This is a genomic window from Anaerotaenia torta, assembly GCF_050433395.1.
GTDB classification, from domain to species: domain Bacteria; phylum Bacillota; class Clostridia; order Lachnospirales; family Lachnospiraceae; genus Mobilitalea; species Mobilitalea torta.
This window is the reverse complement of record NZ_JBNPXH010000001.1, coordinates 792,220-814,872: the sequence shown is the minus strand read 5'-3', so window position 1 is coordinate 814,872 and position 22,653 is coordinate 792,220. Positions and strand designations below refer to the sequence as shown.

At 51.8% G+C, this 22,653-nt stretch carries 13 protein-coding genes and 1 pseudogene; 6 read left to right on the top strand and 8 right to left on the bottom strand.

Translation table 11 applies throughout. The features are described from left to right. Positions 1–4: 4 nt before the first annotated feature. Both HNQ56_RS03500 and HNQ56_RS03495 read left to right on the top strand, forming a co-directional pair. Positions 5–442 carry a winged helix-turn-helix transcriptional regulator gene (locus tag HNQ56_RS03500; RefSeq protein ID WP_429142858.1) on the top strand — a complete coding sequence of 146 codons (438 nt, stop codon included), beginning with the start codon at positions 5–7 and terminating at the stop codon, positions 440–442. A 554-nt stretch (positions 443–996) separates the two neighbouring features. Beyond that, positions 997–2,967: an endonuclease MutS2 gene (locus HNQ56_RS03495; protein WP_429142856.1), complete on the top strand. Its 1,971-nt coding sequence runs from the start codon at positions 997–999 to the stop codon at positions 2,965–2,967. 57 nt (positions 2,968–3,024) lie between these two features. On the opposite strand, the gene HNQ56_RS03490 is transcribed toward HNQ56_RS03495, so the two are convergent. Then, positions 3,025–5,115, bottom strand: a complete 2,091-nt coding sequence (locus HNQ56_RS03490; RefSeq protein WP_429142854.1) for a glutamine synthetase III family protein — start codon at positions 5,113–5,115, stop codon at positions 3,025–3,027. A 612-nt stretch (positions 5,116–5,727) separates the two neighbouring features. Here HNQ56_RS03490 and HNQ56_RS03485 point away from each other — a divergent pair. The 4 genes and pseudogenes from HNQ56_RS03485 (at position 5,728) to pyrG (ending at position 12,556) form a co-directional block, all read left to right on the top strand. Continuing rightward, a complete protein-coding gene (locus HNQ56_RS03485; RefSeq protein WP_429142853.1) occupies positions 5,728–6,903 on the top strand; it encodes a carbamoyl phosphate synthase small subunit in 1,176 nt (391 codons plus the stop codon). Further along, positions 6,890–9,976: pseudogene (carB, locus tag HNQ56_RS03480) on the top strand (carbamoyl-phosphate synthase large subunit); the annotation flags it as partial. The gene HNQ56_RS03485 and the pseudogene carB, both read left to right, overlap by 14 nt. Before the next feature lie 12 nt (positions 9,977–9,988). Further along, positions 9,989–10,828 carry a diaminopimelate epimerase gene (gene dapF / locus HNQ56_RS03475; protein ID WP_429143016.1) on the top strand — a complete coding sequence of 280 codons (840 nt, stop codon included), beginning with the start codon at positions 9,989–9,991 and terminating at the stop codon, positions 10,826–10,828. A gap of 117 nt (positions 10,829–10,945) precedes the next feature. After that, positions 10,946–12,556: a CTP synthase gene (pyrG, locus tag HNQ56_RS03470; RefSeq protein WP_429143014.1), complete on the top strand. Its 1,611-nt coding sequence runs from the start codon at positions 10,946–10,948 to the stop codon at positions 12,554–12,556. Between the two features lie 177 nt (positions 12,557–12,733). On the opposite strand, the gene HNQ56_RS03465 is transcribed toward pyrG, so the two are convergent. The 7 genes from HNQ56_RS03465 to glgB all read right to left on the bottom strand — a co-directional run bounded on the left by HNQ56_RS03465 (position 12,734) and on the right by glgB (position 22,511). Further along, on the bottom strand, positions 12,734–13,906 hold the full coding sequence (locus tag HNQ56_RS03465; protein WP_429143012.1) for a family 8 glycosyl hydrolase: 1,173 nt from the start codon (positions 13,904–13,906) through the stop codon (positions 12,734–12,736). A gap of 32 nt (positions 13,907–13,938) precedes the next feature. Then, positions 13,939–14,838, bottom strand: a complete 900-nt coding sequence (locus tag HNQ56_RS03460; protein WP_429142851.1) for a GGDEF domain-containing protein — start codon at positions 14,836–14,838, stop codon at positions 13,939–13,941. A 236-nt stretch (positions 14,839–15,074) separates the two neighbouring features. Next, entirely contained in the window at positions 15,075–16,481 is a 1,407-nt protein-coding gene (locus HNQ56_RS03455; RefSeq protein ID WP_429142849.1) for a glycogen synthase, read from the bottom strand. Continuing rightward, entirely contained in the window at positions 16,478–17,989 is a 1,512-nt protein-coding gene (gene glgA, locus HNQ56_RS03450) for a glycogen synthase GlgA (RefSeq protein WP_429142847.1), read from the bottom strand. The genes HNQ56_RS03455 and glgA overlap by 4 nt, the downstream gene beginning before the upstream one ends. Next, complete coding sequence (glgD, locus tag HNQ56_RS03445) at positions 17,989–19,110, bottom strand: glucose-1-phosphate adenylyltransferase subunit GlgD (protein WP_429142845.1); 1,122 nt, start codon at positions 19,108–19,110, stop codon at positions 17,989–17,991. The genes glgA and glgD overlap by 1 nt, the downstream gene beginning before the upstream one ends. A gap of 85 nt (positions 19,111–19,195) precedes the next feature. Next, the gene (locus tag HNQ56_RS03440; RefSeq protein ID WP_429142844.1) at positions 19,196–20,443 is read right to left on the bottom strand and encodes a glucose-1-phosphate adenylyltransferase; all 1,248 of its coding nucleotides are present in this window, start codon (positions 20,441–20,443) and stop codon (positions 19,196–19,198) included. 13 nt (positions 20,444–20,456) lie between these two features. After that, a complete protein-coding gene (gene glgB / locus HNQ56_RS03435; RefSeq protein ID WP_429142842.1) occupies positions 20,457–22,511 on the bottom strand; it encodes a 1,4-alpha-glucan branching protein GlgB in 2,055 nt (684 codons plus the stop codon). Positions 22,512–22,653: the final 142 nt, after the last annotated feature.

Sequence of the window (22,653 nt, the reverse complement as noted above, 5' to 3'; positions counted from 1 at the left end):
CCAAATGATGAAGAATACCTATCATCTTCCATGCAGTATTGCACAGACTCTGAATCTCATCGGTGACAAATGGACTCTTCTCATACTCCGTCAGCTTAAACTGGGGCATGACACCTACAAAGAGATTCAGGAGCGGTTGGAGGGAATCCCCTCCAATCTGCTCTCGGAGCGGCTGAAGACTCTGGAGGCGGACGGGTTGGTCACCAGCCGCCTCTACCAAACCCATCCTCCCAGATACCAGTATATTCTCACACAGAGCGGCGATGATCTCGATGATATTTTTCACAGTCTCATGCTATGGGGGGAGAGGCATCTGAAGGACTGTCCCGGGAATCTGGTACACAGCCAATGCGGCCGCCCTGTTGAACAGCAGTATTATTGCAGGCATTGCGGGAGAACCATTCTAAGGGAGGAAATATCCGTAGAGGAACGGGAAACATGATTTTATCCTTTACACTCATAAGGTATTATGATACAATTCATTCTGTAAAATAAATTAAACCATTTTTAAGTTTGGAAAGGACGGTTTTGATGTCGGTATTATCTGTAAATGAGGTTAATTTTAGATAGCTGCAGGCTGTTTAAATTTGTGCCGGCTGTCAGCTATATCAATGGACGCTGACAGGCATTCAATTAAACCAGTTTGGATACACTTGCTGTATCCTGCGTTTTGTTGTACTTTTCTTTATTAAAGCAAGGTACATCCTATTAACGTATACCCAGCTTCCGCCTTTACAGTAGATACTCAAAGCTGTCTTGTAATAGAGAAAAATCACCGGATTCGCCGATTTTCTTTTGAATGTTGCAAGGCATGGCAGGTTATTGCCGTGCCTTTCTTTATTCTATTTTCTGATCATGCAATGATGTGAGGATGCAAGACATACATGCAAACCGGAATTTGCGATTTGCCCCAGGAGTACTCTACCCATTTAGATTGGCGGAATATTCTGCGGGCTTATTTTATTGCAAAAAAAGTGAAGATTAGGAGAATAGAAAGTGACTGAAAAATCAAATAATGCATTGGAATTTAATAAAATACTGGATAGGCTGAGCGAATATGCACTATCCCAGAAAACGAAGCAAAAACTGCTGGAGCTGAAGCCCTATCTTAAGGAATGGGAGGTGAACGCCCGGATCAAGGATACCACGGAAGGCCGCAAGATACTGGATCACCTGGGCACTCCTCCGCTGACCGTTATGAAGGACACCGCCATGCTGCTGGAGCTGGCGGAGAAGGGCTCCATGCTGACACCGGAGCAATTAACCGATATCCTTCTCTTTATAAATGCCTGCCGGCGCATGAAGCTCTTTCTGAAGCGCGCCGAATTCCTGTCCGTGGGTATTGCAGGCTATGGCGGCTCCATTGACGATTTATCCTCCCTGGCAGGCGAGATCGAAGGAGCCGTCCGTAATAACAGAATCGAGGATAATGCCTCTAAGGAACTGAAAGAGCTCCGGCGCAGGATGGAACAGCTGCGCACGGAGATGAGGGTAAAGCTGGAGAGCCAGCTCCGGAGCAAGAAGGAATGGTTTACCGACGGCTATGTCTCCACAAGGAACGGGCATTTTGTCCTTCCGGTCAAGAAGGAATTTAAACACATGATCAGCGGCTCCGTCCTGGACATTTCCTCCAGCGGCTCCACCTACTTCATTGAGCCAGTCAGTGCCGGTAAGCTGAGAGAAGAGCTGTCCCTCCTTGAAATTGCGGAGAGCAATGAAGAGCGCAGAATTCTGTACACTCTCACGGCCCTGGTAAGCGATGAGGCGTTTCGGATACGCCTGAATATGGATGCCATGGAGGCCTTGGACTTTATCTTTGCCAAGGCGAAGCTCAGTGCGGATATGGATGCAATTCCTGCCGCATTCAACACGGACCGCTGTATCCGTATTCGGAACGGACGGCACCCCCTGCTTCCGGCAAAGGAATGCGTTCCCCTGGACTTTGAACTGGGCGGCAAAATCTCCGGCATTGTTATCACCGGACCCAATACCGGCGGCAAGACCGTCGCCTTAAAAACCGTGGGCCTGCTGCAGCTGATGGCCCAGAGCGGTCTTCATGTTCCCTGCGGGGATGCCCTGCTGTGCATGAACAGCCAGGTTCTGTGCGACATCGGGGACGGGCAGAGCATCACGGAGAATTTATCCACATTCTCCTCCCATATCACGAATATCATCCACATTTTACAGCACGCTACTGTGGAAAGTCTGGTTCTTCTGGATGAACTGGGTTCCGGCACCGATCCTGCGGAGGGAATGGGTATTGCTATTGCTATTCTGGAGGAATTAAGGAAAAAGGGCTGCCTGTTGGTGGCTACCACTCATTACCCTGAGGTAAAGGAATATGCAGCCAAATCGGAGGGCCTGGTTAATGCAAGAATGGCATTTGACCGGGAGAGCCTGAAGCCCTTGTACCGTCTGGAAATCGGTGAGGCGGGCGAGAGCTGTGCCCTGTATATCGCAAAGCGTCTGGGCTTCCCCAGGCATATGCTGGAGCGCGCCTATCAGGAGGCCTACTGCAGGGAGGAGAAGAATTCACAGACCGGCACCAATCAGGATATTTTAGAAAACATACTGGAGGGTCCGGAGGAAAGGCTCTCTCCCGCCGCTGCTCCCTCCATCGAAAAAACCAGGCCGCCAAAGCCTGTCAGCACCCGGAGCCAGCGTTTTCAGATCGGAGACAGCGTAGTGGTATATCCCCAGAAAAAGATCGGAATTGTATTCCAGACAGCAAATGAAAAGGGGGAGGTAGGGGTTCAGATTCAGAAGAGAAAAGATTATTTCAATCATAAGAGGCTTCAGCTCAAGGCAGCCGCTGCTGAAATGTATCCGGAGAATTACGACTTTTCCATTGTATTCGACAGCGTTGCCAACCGCAAGGCGAGACACAGGATGGAGAAGGGGCATCAGCCAGGTCTGGAAATCAAATATGAGAATATTGCTCACAAGCATCAGAAAAATGCAGAGTAAAGCAACCAGGGGTCCTGTCTTAAGGACCCCTCCAGGCGGCCATTGTGTCCAGCCGGCTTAGTTCACGCTGTAAAGCATCTCCCCATAGGTGGGCAGGGGCCAGTGCTTTTTAGCAACAAGGGTTTCAAGCTCATCGACCACCAGACGCAGTTCGGACATCGCCCCAAACACCTTCTCACGATACAGCCTTGCCAGTACGAGCCAGTCGCCTTCGTCCTCTGTTTCCAGAATTGCCCGTTCAAGAGCATCCAGCTTCTCAATCAGACCGGCGGACAGTCTGGAGATCTTGCCAAGGAAACGCTCCTCTAACGTGCAGTCATATTCCCCGCAGGACTTCTTGCTGCAAAGGAGCTGGGAAAGCTCGCTCTGATAGCCGACACAGGCAGGGACAATTTCTTTCTTCACCATATCCGCCATTGTAAGCGCCTCAATCCGCAGGGTCTTACAGTAGCCCTCCAGCAGGATCTCATATCTGGAATAAAGCTCCGCTTCGGTAAACACATGATGCCGGGTAAAGACCTCCCTGCTCTTCTCGGAGACAAAGGCCGGCAATGCATCCACCGTAGTCTTCAGATTGGACAGGCCTCGCTTTTCGGCCTCCCGCACCCATTCGCCGGAATAGTTGTTGCCGTTAAAAATGATGCGCTTGTGCTCACGGATGCTTTTCTTAATCAATGCGGAAAGCTCGCTCTTAAAGTCCTCCGCATTTTCCAGGATATCCGCAAATTCCCGCAGTACCTCGGCCACGGCGGTGTTCAGGACGATGTTGGGACCGGCGATGGAGAATGCGGAGCCCAGCATACGGAACTCAAATTTATTGCCGGTAAAGGCAAAGGGTGAAGTCCGGTTACGGTCCGTCGTATCCTTCGGGAAATGCGGCAGCACCGTAACCCCGATTTCCATCTCATGCTTTTCCCTGCCCCGGTAAGCTGTTTCATTATCAATCGCTTCCAGAATCTCCGTCAGCTCATCTCCCAAAAACATGGATACAATGGCCGGGGGTGCTTCATTGGCACCCAGCCGGTGATCATTCCCTGCGCTGGCAACCGACACCCGCAGCAGATCCTGATATTCATCCACCACCTTGATGATGGCCGTTAGGAACAGCAGAAACTGGGCATTTTCATAGGGTGTTTCCCCCGGCTCCAGCAGATTGACGCCGGTATCGGTGGAAATGGACCAGTTGTTGTGCTTTCCGCTGCCATTTACTCCTGCGAAAGGTTTTTCATGAAGCAGACAGGCCAGCCCGTGCTTATTGGCAATGCTCTTCATCAGCTCCATGGTCAGCTGGTTGTGATCGGTGGCAATATTGGTGGTGCTAAAGATCGGAGCCATCTCATGCTGTCCCGGAGCCACCTCATTATGCTTGGTCTTGGCCAGAACACCCAGCTTCCATAGCTCTTCCTCCAGCTCCCGCATGAAAGCGGATACGCGGGGCTTGATGGTTCCAAAATAATGATCGTCCAGCTCCTGGCCCTTGGGAGGCCGCGCGCCGATCAGCGTCCTTCCGGTATAAACCAGATCGGGGCGCCGTAAGTAGACTTCCTTATCAATCAGAAAATATTCCTGCTCCGGACCTACTGTTGTAATGACACGCTTCGCCGCCGTATTGCCGAAGAGGCGGAGGATACGGATTGCCTGCCTGTCAATGGCCTCCATGGAACGCAGGAGCGGCGTCTTCTTGTCAAGAGCCTCTCCGCTGTAGGAGCAGAAGGCTGTGGGTATGCACAAGGTACCATCCTTAATAAAGGCATAGGAAGTGATGTCCCAGACGGTGTAGCCTCTGGCTTCAAAGGTGGCGCGCAGTCCGCCTGACGGAAAGCTGGAGGCATCCGGCTCGCCCCGCACCAGTTCCTTACCCGAGAACTCCATAATAATCCGGCCGTCCTTATCCGGAGTAATAAAGCTGTCATGCTTCTCCGCGGTAATTCCGGTCATGGGCTGGAACCAGTGGGTAAAGTGAGTGGCCCCCTTCTCAACAGCCCATTCCTTCATAGCGTTGGCCACCACATTGGCAATATCCAGCTCCAAATGTGTCCCCCGTACCATGGTCTTTTTCAGTGCTTTATAAGTATCTTTCGGTAATCTGGCCTGCATGACTGTCTCATTAAATACCATGCTGCCAAACAAATCAGGAACATTCTTCATCCTAAAACCTCCTTGTGCTCATTTTAATTTCATAAAAAAAAGGCGCTGCGGATTCATAATCCACGGCACCTTTGCTGTTCATGCGAATTACACTAGCACATTGTTTTTCAATTGTCAATCCTCTTTTCACTTTTATTTTGTCCTTTTTCATTTTTATTTTGTCCTTTTGGCTGCCCTTCGTAACAGCTCAGACGGGGTACGGGAGGAGAACATAATACCCCCGTAATGCACTGTATGTAAGACACAGGATGGGACTTGTATGCCATAGACGAACAAACGTGTACGGATATGACATACAAATTCCATCCTGTGTCTTACGTCCTGTGTGTGAGGGGGTATTATGTTCTCCTCCCGTACCCCGTCTGAGCTGTTACTGCCCTTTTAATTTTTTGCTTGACAAATTCTCATCCAAGCTTTATAATTACGCAAATTGAACGAAGGCGTTCATCTATCATGTGTATCTCAGCGAAGGAACCGGCTCTCCATCCGGTCTGCAGCTGTCCGCATGATACGATGTACGCTTTTTCTTTTTAAATGATTTGTGTCTGCAGCCCAAGGCTCTTGCAGGCTGTATCACAGGCGAAACAGCGGCAGAAGGGACATGGAAAATCTATGAATATCATCGACAACAGACTTAATCTGATTCTGGAAAACGGCGCGGTTTTTGAAGGACAGAGCTTCGGCGCAGCCGGCGATATCACAGGAGAAATCGTATTTACCACCGGCATGACCGGTTATTTGGAAACCCTTACGGATCAAAGCTACCATGGCCAGATCGTCCTTCAAACCTTCCCCCTTATTGGCAACTACGGCATCATTCCCTCGGATTTTGAAAGCGTATCCGTCGGCCCTCTGGCCTATATTGTAAAGACTCCCTGCCAGGACCCCTCCAACTTTCGAAGCGAGGGAACTCTTGGCACTTTTTTAAGGGAAAAGAACATCGTGGGGCTCTGGGGCATCGACACAAGGGCTCTCACAAAAATCATAAGGGAGCAGGGTGTGATGAACGGCCGGATCACAAAAGAGCAGCCGGATAAAGCCATGCTCCGGCAAATCCGTTCCTATCAGATCAAGAACGCCGTACAGAAGGTTTCCTGCACCGAGCCCATGCTCTATAAAGCAGAAGAAGCAGCGCACAGCACACTTCACAGTTCATCCCCATGCCCTGCAACGGCGGCCCTGGCTGCCCCTCTCCCGCCTTCTGCAACATACATGGTAGCTATGCTGGACTTCGGACGGAAGGAAAGTATGATTCGGGAGCTGACAAAACGCGGATGCGATGTGCGGCTTCTCCCCTGTGACTCCCCGCCTGAGGAGATACTCCGCCTCTCCCCCGACGGTATCATGCTTTCCAACGGTCCCGGCGACCCTGCCGACAATGGGGATATCATCCGCCGCCTCAAAGTCCTGCTTGAAACCAAAATCCCGATCTTCGGCATCTGCCTGGGTCATCAGCTCCTGGCCCTGGCCCACGGATTTAAGACCGGCAAGCTGAAATACGGGCACCGGGGGGCCAACCAGCCGGTGAAGGATCTGAAAACCGGCCGGGTCTACATCAGCAGCCAGAACCACGGATACACCGTAGACCCGGACAGCATCGACCCCGGCATTGCGGACCAGTGGTTCATCAATGTCAATGACCAGACCTGCGAGGGGTTATACTACAAGCAGTCGCCCGCCTTCTCTGTGCAGTTTCATCCCGAAGCCTGCGGCGGGCCCCAGGATACCTTGTTTTTATTCGATTTATTTATAAAGAAGATGGAGGCCGGAAGATATGCCGCTGAATAAATGCATTAAAAAGGTTCTGCTCATCGGCTCGGGGCCGATTATAATCGGTCAGGCCGCGGAATTTGACTACGCCGGCACCCAGGCCTGCCGCGTGCTGCGGGAGGACGGCATTGAAATCGTGCTGGTGAACTCCAATCCCGCCACCATCATGACCGATAAAAGCAGCGCCGATAAAATCTATATTGAACCGCTGACTCTGACCACCATTAAGCGGATTATTGAGAAGGAACGCCCCGACAGCATCCTGTCGGGACTGGGCGGGCAGACCGGTCTTACCCTTTGTATGCAGCTGGCAAAGGAGGGCTTTCTCGACCGGATGAACGTGCGGCTCCTGGGAAGCTCACCCCAGACCATCGACAAGGCGGAGGACCGGCAGCTCTTCAAAGAAACCATGGAGCAGATCGGCCAGCCGGTGGTGGCTTCCGTCATCGCCACCGATGCGGACACCGCCCTTGCCTTCGCAGAGGAAATCGGCTATCCTGTTATTATAAGACCCGCCTTCACCCTGGGCGGCAGCGGCGGCGGAATCGCAGACACCCCTTCCCAGCTTCTGGAGATCGCCGGAGGCGGCCTGTCCCTGTCCCCCATCCATCAGATTCTGGTGGAGAAATCCATCGCGGGGTGGAAGGAGATCGAATTTGAAGTCATGAGGGACAGCGCCGGCAACGCAATTACCGTCTGTTCCATGGAGAACTTCGATCCCGTCGGCATCCATACTGGCGACAGCATTGTGATCGCTCCCGCCGTCACCCTGGCGGATAAGGAATACCAGATGCTGCGCACCGCCGCGCTGGATATCATTCAGGCCCTCGGCGTTGAGGGAGGCTGCAACTGCCAGTTTGCACTGAATCCCCACAGCTTCGAATATGCGGTTATCGAGGTCAACCCCCGTGTCTCCCGTTCCTCCGCCCTGGCCAGCAAAGCCACCGGCTATCCCATTGCAAAGGTGGCCGCGAAAATTGCCATCGGCTACACCCTGGATGAAATCATCAACGCCGTTACCGGCAGCACCTTCGCCGCCTTTGAGCCGACCCTGGATTATGTGGCGGTAAAGCTTCCCAAATGGCCCTTTGACAAATTCGTCTATGCCCAAAAGGAATTGGGCACCCAGATGAAAGCCACCGGCGAGGTCATGGCCATTGCGGATACCTTTGAGGAAGCGCTCCTGAAAGCCGTCCGCGGTGCGGAAATCGGGCTGACCTCTCTTCATCATCCCCGCATCGCTTCCAAAACGGATCAGGAAATCCGGGAGCTGCTGCGCACCGTTACCGACGAGCGCCTGTTTGTGCTGTACGAGGCCATCAAACGGGGGATGGGCATTGAGGAGCTTCATGCCATGACCATGGTGGACCGCTGGTTTCTCCACTGCCTTAAGAACCTGACCACAGCCCCGAAGCCGTCAATGCCGCTTATTTATAAAATGGTGGATACCTGCGGCGGGGAATTCGCCGCAAAGACCCCTTATTTCTACTCCATTCAGAATACTGGTGAGAACGAAGCCCTTGCCTTTATTAAAAAATCGGAAAAGCCCCGGATCATCGTTTTAGGCAGCGGGCCGATCCGCATCGGGCAGGGCATCGAGTTTGACTACGCCTGTGTCCACTGTGTCCGTACCTTGAAAAAGCTGGGATACGAGGTAATTGTCGTCAATAATAATCCTGAAACGGTGTCCACCGACTTTGACACCGGAGACCGGCTGTATTTCGAGCCCCTCTGCCTCGACGATGTGACGAGCATCGTTGAAATGGAAAAGCCCCTGGGCGTCGTAGCCGCCTTCGGGGGCGGCACCGCCATCAAGCTCACCAAAAAGCTGCAGGAACGCGGGATTGCCATTATCGGCACCTCGGCGGACAGCATCGATATCTGTGAGGACCGGGAACGGTTTGACCTGCTTCTTGCACAGCTGGGCATACAGCGGCCCCAGGGCTGCTGCGTCACCAATGAGGCCGAGGCTCTGGAAGCGGCGGATCAGCTGGGCTATCCCGTCCTGATGCGCCCCTCCTATGTCCTGGGCGGACAGAATATGATTATCGCCTTTGAGCCCGCGGATATCCGGGAGTATATGGAGATCATCCTGCGCCAGAAGCAGGAAAGCCCCGTGCTGATTGACAAATACCTCTCCGGCCGGGAGATTGAGGCGGACGCCATCTGCGACGGCGCCGATGTGCTGATTCCCGGCATTATGGAGCACATCGAGCGCACCGGAATCCATTCCGGGGACAGCATCGCCGTCTATCCCGCCGCCGGTATCGAGGACGAGCTGGCGGAGCGTATCTTCGAGGTTACCAGAAAGCTGTGTATGGCGCTGAAGGTCAGGGGACTGGTCAACATCCAGTATGTGCTTTACCAAAACGAGGTCTATGTCATCGAGGTCAATCCCCGGGCCTCCCGGACGGTCCCCTACATCAGCAAGGTCACGGGTGTTCCCATGTGCGAGCTGGCTGCCAGTGTCAGCGTGGGCAAGCGGCTCACAGACCTGGGCTTCGGCTCCGGGATTGCCCCCATTCCTCCCTATGTGGCGGTCAAGGTGCCGGTATTCTCCTTTGAAAAGCTCACGGATGTGGACACGCATCTGGGGCCTGAGATGAAATCCACCGGCGAGGTGCTGGGCATCGGCAAAAACCTGGAGGAGGCGCTGTATAAGGGACTGGTCGCCGCCGGTTACCGGCTGTTAAAGCACGGCGGCGTGCTGATTACCGTGCGGGACAGCGACAAGCCGGAGATTCTCCCCATCGCAGAGAAGCTCTGCAAATGCGGCTTTCAGCTTTATGCCACCAGCGGCACGGCAAAGCTGTTAAAGAGCAAAGGCTTTGAGGTGGAGACCGTAGGAAAAATCCATGAAGGTATCGCCAACAACACCGCGGACCTGTTAGCCAGCGGCAGGATCAGCTACATCATCTCCACCTCCGCCAAAGGCAGGCATCCCGCTTCCGACGGTGTGAAGATACGAAGAAGGGCCTGTGCCCTGGGCATCCCCTGCCTGACCTCGGTGGATACGGCAAACGCCCTGGCGGACAGCCTGCTTTCCGGATACAGCGAAATCAACACCGAGCTGGTTGATATCAATCACTTAAGAACCCGCCGCATGGAGCTTCCTTTCACTAAAATGCAGGGCTGCGGCAATGACTACATCTACATCAACTGCTTTGATCTTAAGATCAACTCGCCGGAATCCCTGTCCGTCCTCCTTGCCGACCGGCATTACGGCATAGGCGGCGACGGTGTTGTGCTGATTCTTCCTTCGGATACGGCGGATGCCAGAATGCGGATGTTCAATCTGGACGGCAGCGAAGGAAAGATGTGCGGAAATGCCATACGCTGTATAGCAAAATATCTTTACGACAACAATATTGTACGTAAGCTGGATATGACCATCGAGACCCTCTCCGGCATCCGGCGGCTGAATTTATACACCAGGAACTCCTTCGTCTCCACGGTCCGGGTAGATATGGGCAGGGCGGAGCTGCACCCCAGCCAGATTCCTGTCAGGCTGCCGGGGGACTGCGTTGTGGCAAGGCCGGTAACCATCGGCGGAAAAACCATGGAGATCACCTGTGTGTCCATGGGCAATCCCCATTGCGTGGTATTCTGCGAGGATGTGGCACGGCTCAGGCTGGCCGAGACCGGCCCGCTCCTTGAGAATGACAAGCTGTTCCCCGACCGGGTAAACGCCGAATTCGTAGAGCTGATGGGAAGAAACTATTTGAAGATGAGAGTCTGGGAGCGGGGCAGCGGCGAAACCATGTCCTGCGGCACAGGCGCCTGTGCTGCGGCAGTGGCCGCGGTGCTGAACGGATACTGTGACAAGGATAGCGACATCCGGGTTGTGCTGCCGGGCGGTGAGCTTACCGTCCGCTATACCGAGGATGCGGTATTCATGACGGGAGACTGTAAGAAAGTATTTGACGGAATAGTAGAAGGCTAAAAATGCAAAATACATCAATAAAATAGATCAAGCAAGAGAAGGCCGGTCCATGCCGGTATAATCATAGTGATTTATATGTCAAAAGGCATGGATCTAATTATGAGTGAGGTGAACGATATGACAAAATTTATCTTTGTAACAGGCGGAGTGGTATCCGGCCTTGGAAAGGGCATCACCGCCGCATCCCTGGGGCGGCTCTTAAAGCAGAGAGGGCTCAAGGTGGTGGCCCAGAAGCTGGACCCTTATATGAATGTTGATCCCGGCACCATGAGTCCCTTTCAGCACGGCGAGGTGTTTGTCACCGACGACGGTGCGGAGACGGATCTCGATCTCGGGCATTATGAGCGGTTTATCGATGAAAATCTGACTAAGCTTTCCAATCTCACCTCTGGCAAGGTGTATTGGAATGTATTAAACCGGGAACGAACCGGCGGTTATCTGGGCGAGACGGTACAGGTGATTCCTCATATTACGGGAGAAATCAAGGATTTCATTTACAAAGGCGCTAAAAATAGCGGAGCCGACATATTGATTACGGAAATCGGCGGCACCACCGGCGATATTGAAAGCCAACCGTTTTTGGAAGCGATCCGTCAGATTTCCCTTGAGGTAGGGCATGAAAATTGCCTGTTTATCCACGTAACCCTGGTTCCGTACCTGAAGGGCTCCGACGAACACAAGTCCAAGCCCACCCAGCACTCGGTGAAAGAGCTGCGTTCCATGGGCATCTCCCCTAATATTATTATCGCCAGAGCCGATGTGCCCCTGGATGAGGGGATTAAAGCGAAGATCTCCCTCTTTTGCAATGTGAAGCCCGATTGCGTCATTGAGAACCTGACCGTGCCCTGCCTGTACGAGGCACCTCTTATGCTGCATGAGAACGGGTTGGACCGGGTGGTCTGCCGGGAGCTTTCCCTGGATACTCCCGAACCGGATCTGCGGGAATGGAGAACCATGACCGCAAAGGCCGCGGCAAGGAAGAAAGATGTAACCATCGCCATTGTAGGTAAATATGTACGGCTCCATGATGCATACCTCTCCATCATAGAGAGCCTGAACCATGCCGGATACGAAACCGGAAGCAAGGTGAACCTCCGCTGGGTTGACAGCGAGGAGGTGACCCCCTCCAATGCAGGGGATCTGCTGGGGGGAAGCCAGGGCATCATCGTACCGGGCGGCTTCGGCGACCGGGGTATCGAAGGAAAGATCACAGCCTGCCAATATGCAAGAGAACACAAAATACCCTTCTTAGGTATCTGTCTCGGCCTTCAGATAGCCGTCATTGAATTTGCCCGCCATATCTGTGCCTTAACCGACGCCCACTCCGGCGAATTCAAGGAGACGGCTTTTCACCGCGTGATTGATATCATGCCGGAGCAGGCCGGAGTGACGAAAAAAGGCGGAACCATGCGCCTCGGCGCCTATCCTTGCAAAACGGTGTCAGGCACCCTGCTGCACAATCTGTATGCCTCCGATGAGATCAGCGAACGCCACCGCCACCGTTTTGAGGTGAACAACGAGTACCGGGATATTCTAACGAAAAACGGCCTGTCTCTCAGCGGCACCTCACCGGACGGACGGCTGGTGGAAGCCGTGGAGCTGCCGAAGGAGGCCCATCCCTTCTACATCGGCGTGCAGTTTCACCCGGAATTCAAAAGCCGTCCGGACAAACCTCATCCCTTGTTCCTTGGACTTCTCCGGGCCGCCTTAAGCATAAAAAACCAGTAATCCAAAAAAGGAAACAAAAAAAGGAAAGCATATTTCTAGCCGAACCATGGCAAGGGTATGCTTTCCTCTTAATATGATTTTCTTACAATACGGTCTTCCTCAGTGTGACCCTGCAATACGGCCTTCCTCTCAATATAAGATTTCTCTCAATATAATCTTCCGGATCATATCATTTCTTTACCAAATTCTATAATTCCCGCTCAATGCCAGATACGCAAACACATACAGGCAATTATCATAATACCTTCGCTCACCCTTGCGCATGGGCTGGTCCCAGAACCTCTGTGCCCACTCCCTTGCCAGCCGGCCCGCTTCCGACAGCTCAGAGCTGTCCAGACGTTCCTGAATGGCCAGGGTTCCCTGGGCAGTCGTTGCCAGAATAGCAACCGGATGCAGGGCCTCCTTTTCCAACGGGGCTCCGTCCACTTCAAAGATCAGATACGGATTCTCCCGATGTACCACCCCAAGAGTGTACTGCAGTCTCTCAGCGGCAATTCTCTGCCCCTCATCCACACCGCACCATTCGTAATCCAAACCGATATTGGCAATTGTGCGGTAGGCATCGCTATAGAACCAGTCATGACGGTCCCCGGACCAGCGAAGGGACCTCCTCATAGGACTGCCGTCAAACTCCGCATATTCCGGGGACATTCCCGTCACCGGATGGCAGGACTTTGCCAGGTATTCTCTGCTGGCCTTTGCCGCTTCCTCCCAGAAGGGTCGGTCCTCCTCATAGGACCACAATGCAAAGAGCTCATAGAAATGGGGAAGATGATAGGAGGGATCGGTAAAATCGATGCCGGGAACAAACAGAATCTGCCTGTTGTCACGGTTCCACATGGGCTTCCCCGGTCTTCCCCCTTCTCCTTTATGGATGCAGGCCCGCAGAATTTCCCTGGCCTCCTTCTCGTAATCAAAAATCCCTTCGCCGTTTCCCCACCGATGGGCGGCAAAAAACAGTGCCATGGCAAAGAATTCCTCGCCGTCGGGAGCCGGTCCTTGAGAATTCCTGGTCCCGTCCGTCTTGCAGGACCAGGCAAAATAGCCCTCGTTCTCTCCGGTATCCATCCACATATAGGTCTTGGCCCATTTCCAGATCCGGTCAAATTCTTCCTTCCTATCCAGCTGCACGCAGATCATCATCCCGTAAGACATGCCTTCCGTCCGTACGTCCCGGTTGCCGGTATCCTCAATATATGCCATCTCTTTTCCTGCCGGAAAATATATTTTTTCTCCTTCCTTATTAAAAAAAGTATCTGCAATCTGTTCCAGCCTTTCGGCAATCTCTTCCTCCGTCTTGCCCAGTTCCAGAAATACATTGCGATAATACTGCCTATCCCTCATTTCCATTGCTCTCCCCATTCCTTCGTATTGTAAATTTTCTATGCTTCCACCCTATTTCCGCCGTTTCGTTTTGCCTCCTGAAGCTTCTGATTCGCTTTCTTAACAAGTTCCTCCACGGTAAAGCCCAGCTCCGGAATCACGGCGGCCGCACCAAAGCTGACGGTAATAGGAATTTTTACTTCCTCGCATTGGATCACCACCTTTTCCAGGCTTGTCCTGATCTTCTCCGCCATCTCCATGGCAAAGCCGAGAGGTGCTCCCGGCAGACAGACCAGAAATTCCTGGCTGCCGTAACGCGCCGCCCAGTCATTGTCCCGTTTCAGACTGCTCTTCAGAAGCTCCCCAACCTTCTTCAGCACACAGTTCCCTGCCGATTTCCCGTAGGTCTCCCTGATGTCCTCGAAGGAATCAATATCCGCCATGATAACCGATATGCTGCAGCTGGTCAGATTTGCATTGACCAGATCAATCGGAAGCTTCTCCTCCAGATAGCCCCGGTTATAGAGGCCGGTCAGGGAATCCTTGCGTGCTATGTAGTTCAGATTGCTCAATACCGCATACAGCTCACTGCTTAAGCCGCCCTCGTTGAGATTGTTGAGATTCACGCTGATGCTGTCCGTGGCATTCTTAATCAGCTCCAGTACCATCTTCCGGTCAGAAAACTCGATGGGAATGGCAGTTACCAGATATATCTCATTCATGTTATATTCCAGCTTTACGAAAGTCCTCTGCTCCCGGTAGGACTGCATGGAAATACAATTTTCACATGCTTCCTCCCTGCTCCAGAAATCATAGCATCGGATTCCAGAATCAAGGGGGGTGTTCTCCTGAATATAAATCATCCTATTTTTCACCGGGTCTACAATCCGGACATTATCATAAGCATTGGAAAGAATGTTTATCTTATCCAAGACCTCGTTTATTTCCTGGTCATACATTGTTATTCCACCCTTCTGCAGTGCGAAAATCAAATGCACTTCTGCCTCCGATAAAATCGCTTATTTTTTCTTTATATTAACAGATAAACCTAGATATGTCAAAAGAATACAAACAAGGATTCTTTGCAATCAGATATGGGACTGCTGCAAACAACAAGCCGGCCGCGTGATGAGCCGCTCTTATGTTGAATAAATACTGCAGCAGTCCCATATTTTACAAACACAAGACCAATATTTTACCCCCTGCTGTCCTGAGTACAGGCGGGGTCTGAAAACAGTTCTTCATAATACTTTCCGTATTCTCTGATGCTTCGCTGCCAGGAGGCGTCATAATCCATACAATTCTTCACATATCCGCTCCAGGCAGAAGTTCCATATGCCTCCAGCACCCGGCTCAAAGCCTCCTTCAGAGCCTGTCCGCTCTGTTCCCGGACAGAAAAGCCATTATTCGCAAAATCTTTTAGTCCGCCCGCCGGATATACCACCGGCACCGCCCCGTAACGCATGGCATAAAGCGGCCCCAGGCTGCAGGGCTCATGCCGGAAAGGCATAAGATAAATATCCGCACCGGCATAGATTCTCTTTGCCTTGTCCGGGCTGTATTGACAGTCCACAGCAACGCTTCCGGAATAACCTGCGGTAATCCCCTTCAAAAGTTCTTGATAGTAGGAAGAAGCAGAACCTCCGGTTCCCAGAATCATAAGTTGGATCCTGCTAAAATCAAGAAAGCTCATCACGTTCAACAGAGCATCGATTCCTTCCGAATCCTCCAGCCGGGTTATCATCGCGGCCAAAGGGCGGTCATCCTCCGGGAGGCTGTAATGCTGCCGCAGCGACCCCCGATTCCTCTTCTTAAGCTCCCATCCATCCCGGTCATAGGGATATTCTACCTGTCCTCCGGCCTCCGGATCATAGTCCCTCACATCAATTCCATGGGAAATACCCACCATGGGATGCTTGCGCTGCTTCAGCAGCGGTGTCATTCCGCACCCCAGCTCCGGCTGCATAAGCTCTTCACAATAGCCTGCGCTTACCGTCGTCAGCAGATCCGCATACAGAATTCCCGCTTTCATAAAGTTCAGCCCCTCCGGCCCTCCAAGAAAATACTGCTCCGCCGCAGTCAGCTTGACCGCCGGACAGGAGGCCGGGATGCTCCCCTGATAGGATATATTATGAACCGTGTACACGGTTTTAATCTTCGGGAACTCCTTCTTCAGCAGAAGGGGCAGCATCCCGGTATGCCAGTCATTAACATGGACAAGCTCCGGCAGGTACGGGAGCCTGCGTATCAGCTCCAGCACCGCCTTGCAGAAGAAAAAGAATCTAAGCCCGTCATCCTCATACCCATAGATCTGATCCCGGTAAAAATACCGGTCGCAGGTGATAAAATAGGTCTGTATATCCCCGGAAGCCTCTGTCTTAACCACACAGGTATCAAAGCCTTGTCCTATTTCCACAGGATAATCCATCCGGTAGCACAGGTCTGCGCCCGCGGATTTGTAACAGGGCATAACCCGGCTCACCTCATAGTCCCCATATTCCGCCAGACTCTTTGAAAAGTCCCTTCCAATCTCCCCGAGACCTCCCTCTCTGGCATAGGGGGCAAGCTCTGCCGTCACATAGAGCAGCTGTCTCTTCTTCATTCTAACTCTCCATATAACTCCATATATTTGCCCGCCGGCACCTCCCAGCTGTTATTGCAGGACATGGCAGCCTTCATCAATTTGACACGCAGGGTCTTCTTACGGTAGATGCCCAGCGCCCTCTGGATTGTATAAAGCATATCGTGTGCATTATAATTGGTAAAGCTGAAACCATTGCCCTCTCCTGTCACTTCATTGTAGGACTGGACCGTGTCCCGCAGGCCGCCGGTCTCCCGGACGATGGGCAGGGTTCCGTAGCGCATGCTGATCAGCTGGCCCAATCCGCAGGGTTCAAAGAGGGAGGGCATCAAAAAGAAGTCGGAGGCCGCATAGATTCTCTGTGCCCTGGGATCGCTGTAGGCTATCTTTACCGCAACGCTTCCCGGATACCGGTCTACGGCATTTTTAAATAATTCTTCATATTTTCTATCGCCGCTTCCCAGAATTACAAACTGGACGCCTTCCTTCATGATCTCGTCAAAGACGCATTCAATCAGCGCCAGCCCCTTCTGATCCGTCAGCCGGGAGACCAGACCGATCATGGGAATCTCCTCGTCCACCGTCAGACCCAGCCGTTTCTGCAGCTCCACCTTATTCTGCTTCTTTTCCCGGATGGTGGACTTGGTATAATTATGATAGATAAAGGGATCTGTCTTCGGATTGAAGGCCTCGTAGTCAATGCCGTTGACAATTCCTCTCAGCTCCTGTTCCCTGGCCTTCAGCAATCCATCCATACGCTCCCCGTAATAAGGATCTTTAATCTCCTGGGCATAGGATTCGCTCACTGTTGTGATCCGGTGGGAATAGGTCAGCCCGCCCTTCATAAAGCTGGCGGCCCCATAGAACTCCAGCTTATCCGGAGTAAAGTATTCCTCCCCCAGTCCGAACCATTCCTTCATCTCAGAAACTCCGCAGACTCCCTGGAATTTAAGGTTATGAATGGTGAAAACCGTCTTAATATTCCGGTATTGCTCCAGGCCCCGGTACTGTGACTCCAGCAGCACCGGAATCATTCCCGTCTGCCAGTCATGGCAATGCAGAACCTCCGGTATGAAATCCAGATAGGGAAGAACCTCCAGCACGGCCCGGCAAAAGAATGCAAAACGCTCCTCATCATCCCCATAGCCATAGCAGCTGTCCCGTTTAAAATAGAATTCATTATCAATAAAATAATAAGTAACGCCCCGATACTCCGTCTGTTCTATTCCGCAATACAAGCTGCGCCAGCCCAGCCTTACATAGATCTCACCTATATGCCGGAGAACCAGATCCTGTTCCCACATGAGCTCGGACAAAGACGCCCTGTCTTCCGTCTCCTCCAGCTCCCCTGTTGCCTCATCCCTTACAATCCTTTTGGATTTGCCTGCATATTCATATTTGGGCATAATCACCCGGACATCCGCACCCAGCTGCTTTAACGCCTGGGGCAGTCCCCCGATTACATCGGCCAAGCCTCCCGTTTTTGCAAAGGGGCTGGCTTCCGATGCCGCCATTAAAATTTTATTCATCATATCACGGTTCCCTTTCTAATCACCACCGGATAGCATTCCTGCCCTACCAGGTGCTTTCCTTTGCGGACAATAACTTCCTTATCCAGAATCACATTCTCCAGCACGACCCTTTCCTGAATCTCCGCATCCTGCATGATCACACTGTTCTTCACAACAACTCCTTCTGCGATCTTTACTCCCCGGAACAGAACACAGTTCTCCACCTGTCCGTTGACCACACAGCCATCGGCCACCAGAGAATTCTCCGCCTTGGCATTCATGCCGTATTTGGCGGGAACCTCATCCCTTACCTTGGTATAGACCAGGCCGGAATCATGGAACAGCTCATAGAAATTCTCCGGCTTCACCAGCTCCAGATTATGCTTAAAATAAGACTGGATATTATCCATGTTGGCCAGATAACCGTCATAGGGATATCCGTAGATCTTCAGCTTATTCAGATTCCGTCTCAGCGCGTCCTTGATGAAATCAAACCTTCCCCTTGCCTCACACTCATCCACCAGATACTCAAACAGTCTTTTCTCGATGATGTACATTTCCATACACAGCTTGTTGGAGATGGGGTTGGTGGGATTCACCTCCAGGTCGGTAATCCGGTTGTCACCGTCGGTATTGATAATCGTATGCTTGGACAGCAATTCCTTATCCGCCTTTTTCATCTCCTTGTAGATTATGGTAATATCCGCGTTATTGGCCTTATGAAACTCCATGGCTCCGTAGTAATTCAGATTGCACACCATGGAACTGCCGGACAGAACCACATATTTCTGAGGACTCTTGCGGATATAGGACATATTGCTGTGAAAAGCCTCAATATCCCCCCGGTACCAGCCCCGGTTCTCATGGCTGACATAGGGCGGAAGAATGAACAAGCCGCCTTTCTTCCGGTCCAGATCCCAGGGTTGGCCGGTATCCAGATGATCCATCAGGGAGTGGTAATTGTTCTGTGTGATGATTCCCACATTAATAATTCCCGAATTCACCATATTCGATAAAATGAAATCTATAATACGGTATCTTCCCCCAAAGGGCAGCGCCGCAACGGACCGCTTCAATGTAAGCTCCTGCAGGCTCACATTGCTGTCTCCGGTATAAATAATTCCCATTGTGTCTCTCATAAATCCTCCATTCTGCCATTTTTACAGCATTCTTTATTCTTCTGATCAAAATACTATTCTAAGATGCCGCATTTTCCCATCCTTTTCACACTACGGCCTGATAAGACCGGTAATTATCCGCATCAATCATGCTTCCCTGCTCCAGACGGAAACCGGAGGCAATCACCAGATTTTCTCCAACCACGGTAATCTCTCCCTGATTTTCTCCCTGATTTTCTCCCTGCTCCGTCCCGGTATCCGGCTTCATGGAACAACCGATGCTGCAATTGTCTCCAATCACTGTGTTCTCGGCAATAATAGCGTTTTCGATCACCGTATTCTCTCCGATCTTTACATTGGGCATAAGAATGGAGTTGCTGATTTTGCTGCCCCGTCCTACGGTTACACCGGCAAACAACACGGAATGATTCACATCCCCGTATATAATTCCGCCCTCTGTTATGATACAGCGCTTTACATTGGCTCCCATGGCAATAAAATGAGGCGGTTCCACGGGATTCCTGGAATAGATCTTCCAGCCGGTATCATAAAGATCCAGTTCAGGCTCCTCTTCCAACAGATCCATATTGGCTTCCCACAGGCTCTGGATGGTTCCCACATCCCTCCAGTAGCCCTTGAAGGGATAGGCGTACATACGCTCCCCCTCCTTCAGCATCTTCGGGATGATATCCTTTCCAAAATCATTATGGGAGCCGGGAGTGTTCATATCCTCCACCAGATAATGCCTCAGCTTCTTCCAGCTGAATATGTAAATTCCCATGGACGCCTTGTTGCTGATGGGCTTTTTGGGCTTCTCCACGAATTCATAGATTTTATCGTCCTCCTCCGTGTTCATGATGCCAAAACGGCTGGCATCCTCCCACGGCACCTCGAGAATCGCGATGGTAACATCCGCCTTCTTCTCCTCATGGTAGTTCAGCATGGCGTTATAATCCATCTTGTAGATCTGGTCACCGGAAAGGATCAGAACGTATTCGGGATCATAGGCTTCTATGTATTCAATATTCTGGCAAATGGCATTGGCCGTGCCGGAATACCATTCCCCGACGGTCTGCTTCATATAGGGAGGAAGAATGGTAACGCCGCCGTTGAGACGGTCCAGGTCCCAGGGCTGGCCTATTCCGATATAGGAATTTAATTTTAAGGGCTTATACTGGGTCAGAACCCCAATCGTATCAATGCCCGAATTCGTACAATTGCTGAGGGGAAAATCAATGATTCTATATTTTCCTCCGAACGGAACCGCAGGCTTTGCAGTGTTTTTCGTCAGTACTCCCAATCTGCTTCCCTGCCCTCCCGCGAGCAGCATGGCCACACATTTTTTTGTTACCATAACAAGTCCTCCTTTATTCTTCTTTCTTTACAGCCTCTTTTTTAACCGATCTTCTCTTCTGCTTCGCCGGCTGGTAAAATACCACCGACAGGGAGGGCAGTCTCACTGTGATCGACTGCTCATACCCATGGCAGGGGATTTTCTCAACCTTGACAGCCCTGTGCTCTCCGCAGCCATCCCCCCCGAAGCAGGCATCATCCGAGCTGAAGACCTCCTGATAGCTCTTCGCCGCAGGAACTCCAATCCGGTATTCCGGCCTCTCGACCGGGGTGAAATTTATCGCTACCAGAAGATAATCCCCGGCATCCCTGCCCTTTCTTAAAAAAGCCAGCACGCTCTGGTTGTTATCCTCCGGGCAGACCCATTGAAAACCGCTCCAGCCGTTGTCATCCTGCCACAGGGACGGCTGTCCGATATAAAAATGATTTAATGCTCTCACATAATCCTTCATCTTCTGATGCATCTCATAATCCAGCAGCAGCCAGTCCAGCCCGGCATCATAGCGCCACTCAATAAACTGTCCGAATTCTCCGCCCATAAAGACCAGTTTTTTACCGGGATGGGACATCATGTAGCCGAACAGCGCCCGAAGCCCTGCAAATTTCCGCCGGTATTCTCCCGGCATCTTATTTAACAGAGAACGCTTTCCATGCACCACTTCGTCATGAGAGAGGGGAAGGATATAATTTTCAGAAAAGGCATAGACTAAGGAAAAGGTCAGCAGATTATGGTTCCATTTACGGTAAACCGGATCCATTGAGGTATATTTCAAGGTATCGTTCATCCATCCCATATTCCATTTGTACAGAAAGCCCAGTCCTCCGCTGCTGGTAGGCGCGGTAACCAGCGGCCACTGGCTGGAATCCTCCGCAATCATCATTGTTCCCGGATACTGGGAATACACCACCTCGTTCAGCCTTCTGAGCAAAGCGGCAGCCTCCAGATTCTCATTGCCCCCGTACTGGTTCGGCAGCCATTCCTCCCTGCCGAAATCATGGTAAAGCATACTGGTAACCGCATCTACCCGGAAACCGTCCACATGATAATACTCCAGCCAGAAGATGATGTTGGAGATCAGAAAGCTCTGGACCTCATGCCGTCCATAATCAAAGATCAGAGTTCCCCACTGGGGATGCTCCCCTCTTCTCGGGTCAGGATGTTCATAGATAGGAGTGCCGTCAAACCGTGCCAGTCCGTGAGCATCTCTGGGGAAATGCCCCGGCACCCAGTCAAGGATGACACCGATTCCCTTCCGGTGGCAATAATCAACGAAATACATAAATTCCTTCGGTGTTCCGTACCGGCTGGTAACGGCATAATATCCGGTAACCTGGTATCCCCAGGAGCCGTCAAAGGGATGCTCCATAATGGGCATCAGTTCAATATGGGTATATCCCATATCGGCCACATAATCCACCAACTGGGCCGCCAGTTCCTTATAGCTTTGGAAGGACTGATCCTCCTTCCTCTTCCATGATCCCGGGTGTACCTCATAGATCAGCAGAGGCATATTCAGGGGAAGCCTTGCATCCCTGCTCTTAATCCACTCCTCATCCGTCCAGGCAAAACCCTCCAGCTTATAGACAACAGACGCCGTCTTCGGACGTAGCTCGCTATAATAGCCGTAAGGATCGCTTTTATAGAGTATCTCCCCCCGCTGGGTCCTGACCGCATATTTATACAGCTCTCCCGGCATGATGCCCGGAAGGAATAATTCCCAGATATCCGTCTCTTCCTTCCTCTTCATCGGATGAAGTCCCGGATTCCACTGGTTAAAATCTCCCACAACACTGACTCCTTCGGCATTCGGAGCCCACACGCTGAAACGGACTCCGGCCTGACCGCCCTGTTCCATACAATGAGCTCCCAGCATACGGTAGCTCTTGTAATTGGTTCCCTCATGGAAGAGATAGATCTGTTCCTCCCTTATCTCCTCCGCCGTCTTTCCGGCGGTCTTCCCGACAGTTCTTCCCGCTGCCCTGCTCTTTGCTGCTCTGCCTTTCACCGCCCGGCCTGCAGACGTGTCATCCGCCCCTGTACCATCACGCACTATGTAATCTTCTGCCATCCGCCTTCACCTCCCAATATTCTGCCGCCTGTCATCCGCCCCGTATAATTTCAACATTCAAAATATATGACACTGAAGCCAAAATTATTCCTAAAACTTTTCCCGGAAAAATGCGTTCCATGGGATCAAAAGCCCCCGCTCA

Bases quoted from the DNA above. Each gene is read 5' to 3' on its own strand.
- HNQ56_RS03500 (WP_429142858.1), top strand. From the start codon at position 5: ATGATGAAGAATACCTATCATCTTCCATGCAGTATTGCACAGACTCTG.
- HNQ56_RS03490 (WP_429142854.1), bottom strand. From the start codon at position 5,115: ATGAAGAATGTTCCTGATTTGTTTGGCAGCATGGTATTTAATGAGACA.
- HNQ56_RS03485 (WP_429142853.1), top strand. From the start codon at position 5,728: ATGAATATCATCGACAACAGACTTAATCTGATTCTGGAAAACGGCGCG.
- dapF (WP_429143016.1), top strand. From the start codon at position 9,989: ATGGAGCTTCCTTTCACTAAAATGCAGGGCTGCGGCAATGACTACATC.
- pyrG (WP_429143014.1), top strand. From the start codon at position 10,946: ATGACAAAATTTATCTTTGTAACAGGCGGAGTGGTATCCGGCCTTGGA.
- HNQ56_RS03465 (WP_429143012.1), bottom strand. From the start codon at position 13,906: ATGGAAATGAGGGATAGGCAGTATTATCGCAATGTATTTCTGGAACTG.
- HNQ56_RS03460 (WP_429142851.1), bottom strand. From the start codon at position 14,838: ATGTATGACCAGGAAATAAACGAGGTCTTGGATAAGATAAACATTCTT.
- HNQ56_RS03455 (WP_429142849.1), bottom strand. From the start codon at position 16,481: ATGAAGAAGAGACAGCTGCTCTATGTGACGGCAGAGCTTGCCCCCTAT.
- glgA (WP_429142847.1), bottom strand. From the start codon at position 17,989: ATGAATAAAATTTTAATGGCGGCATCGGAAGCCAGCCCCTTTGCAAAA.
- glgD (WP_429142845.1), bottom strand. From the start codon at position 19,110: ATGAGAGACACAATGGGAATTATTTATACCGGAGACAGCAATGTGAGC.
- HNQ56_RS03440 (WP_429142844.1), bottom strand. From the start codon at position 20,443: ATGGTAACAAAAAAATGTGTGGCCATGCTGCTCGCGGGAGGGCAGGGA.
- glgB (WP_429142842.1), bottom strand. From the start codon at position 22,511: ATGGCAGAAGATTACATAGTGCGTGATGGTACAGGGGCGGATGACACG.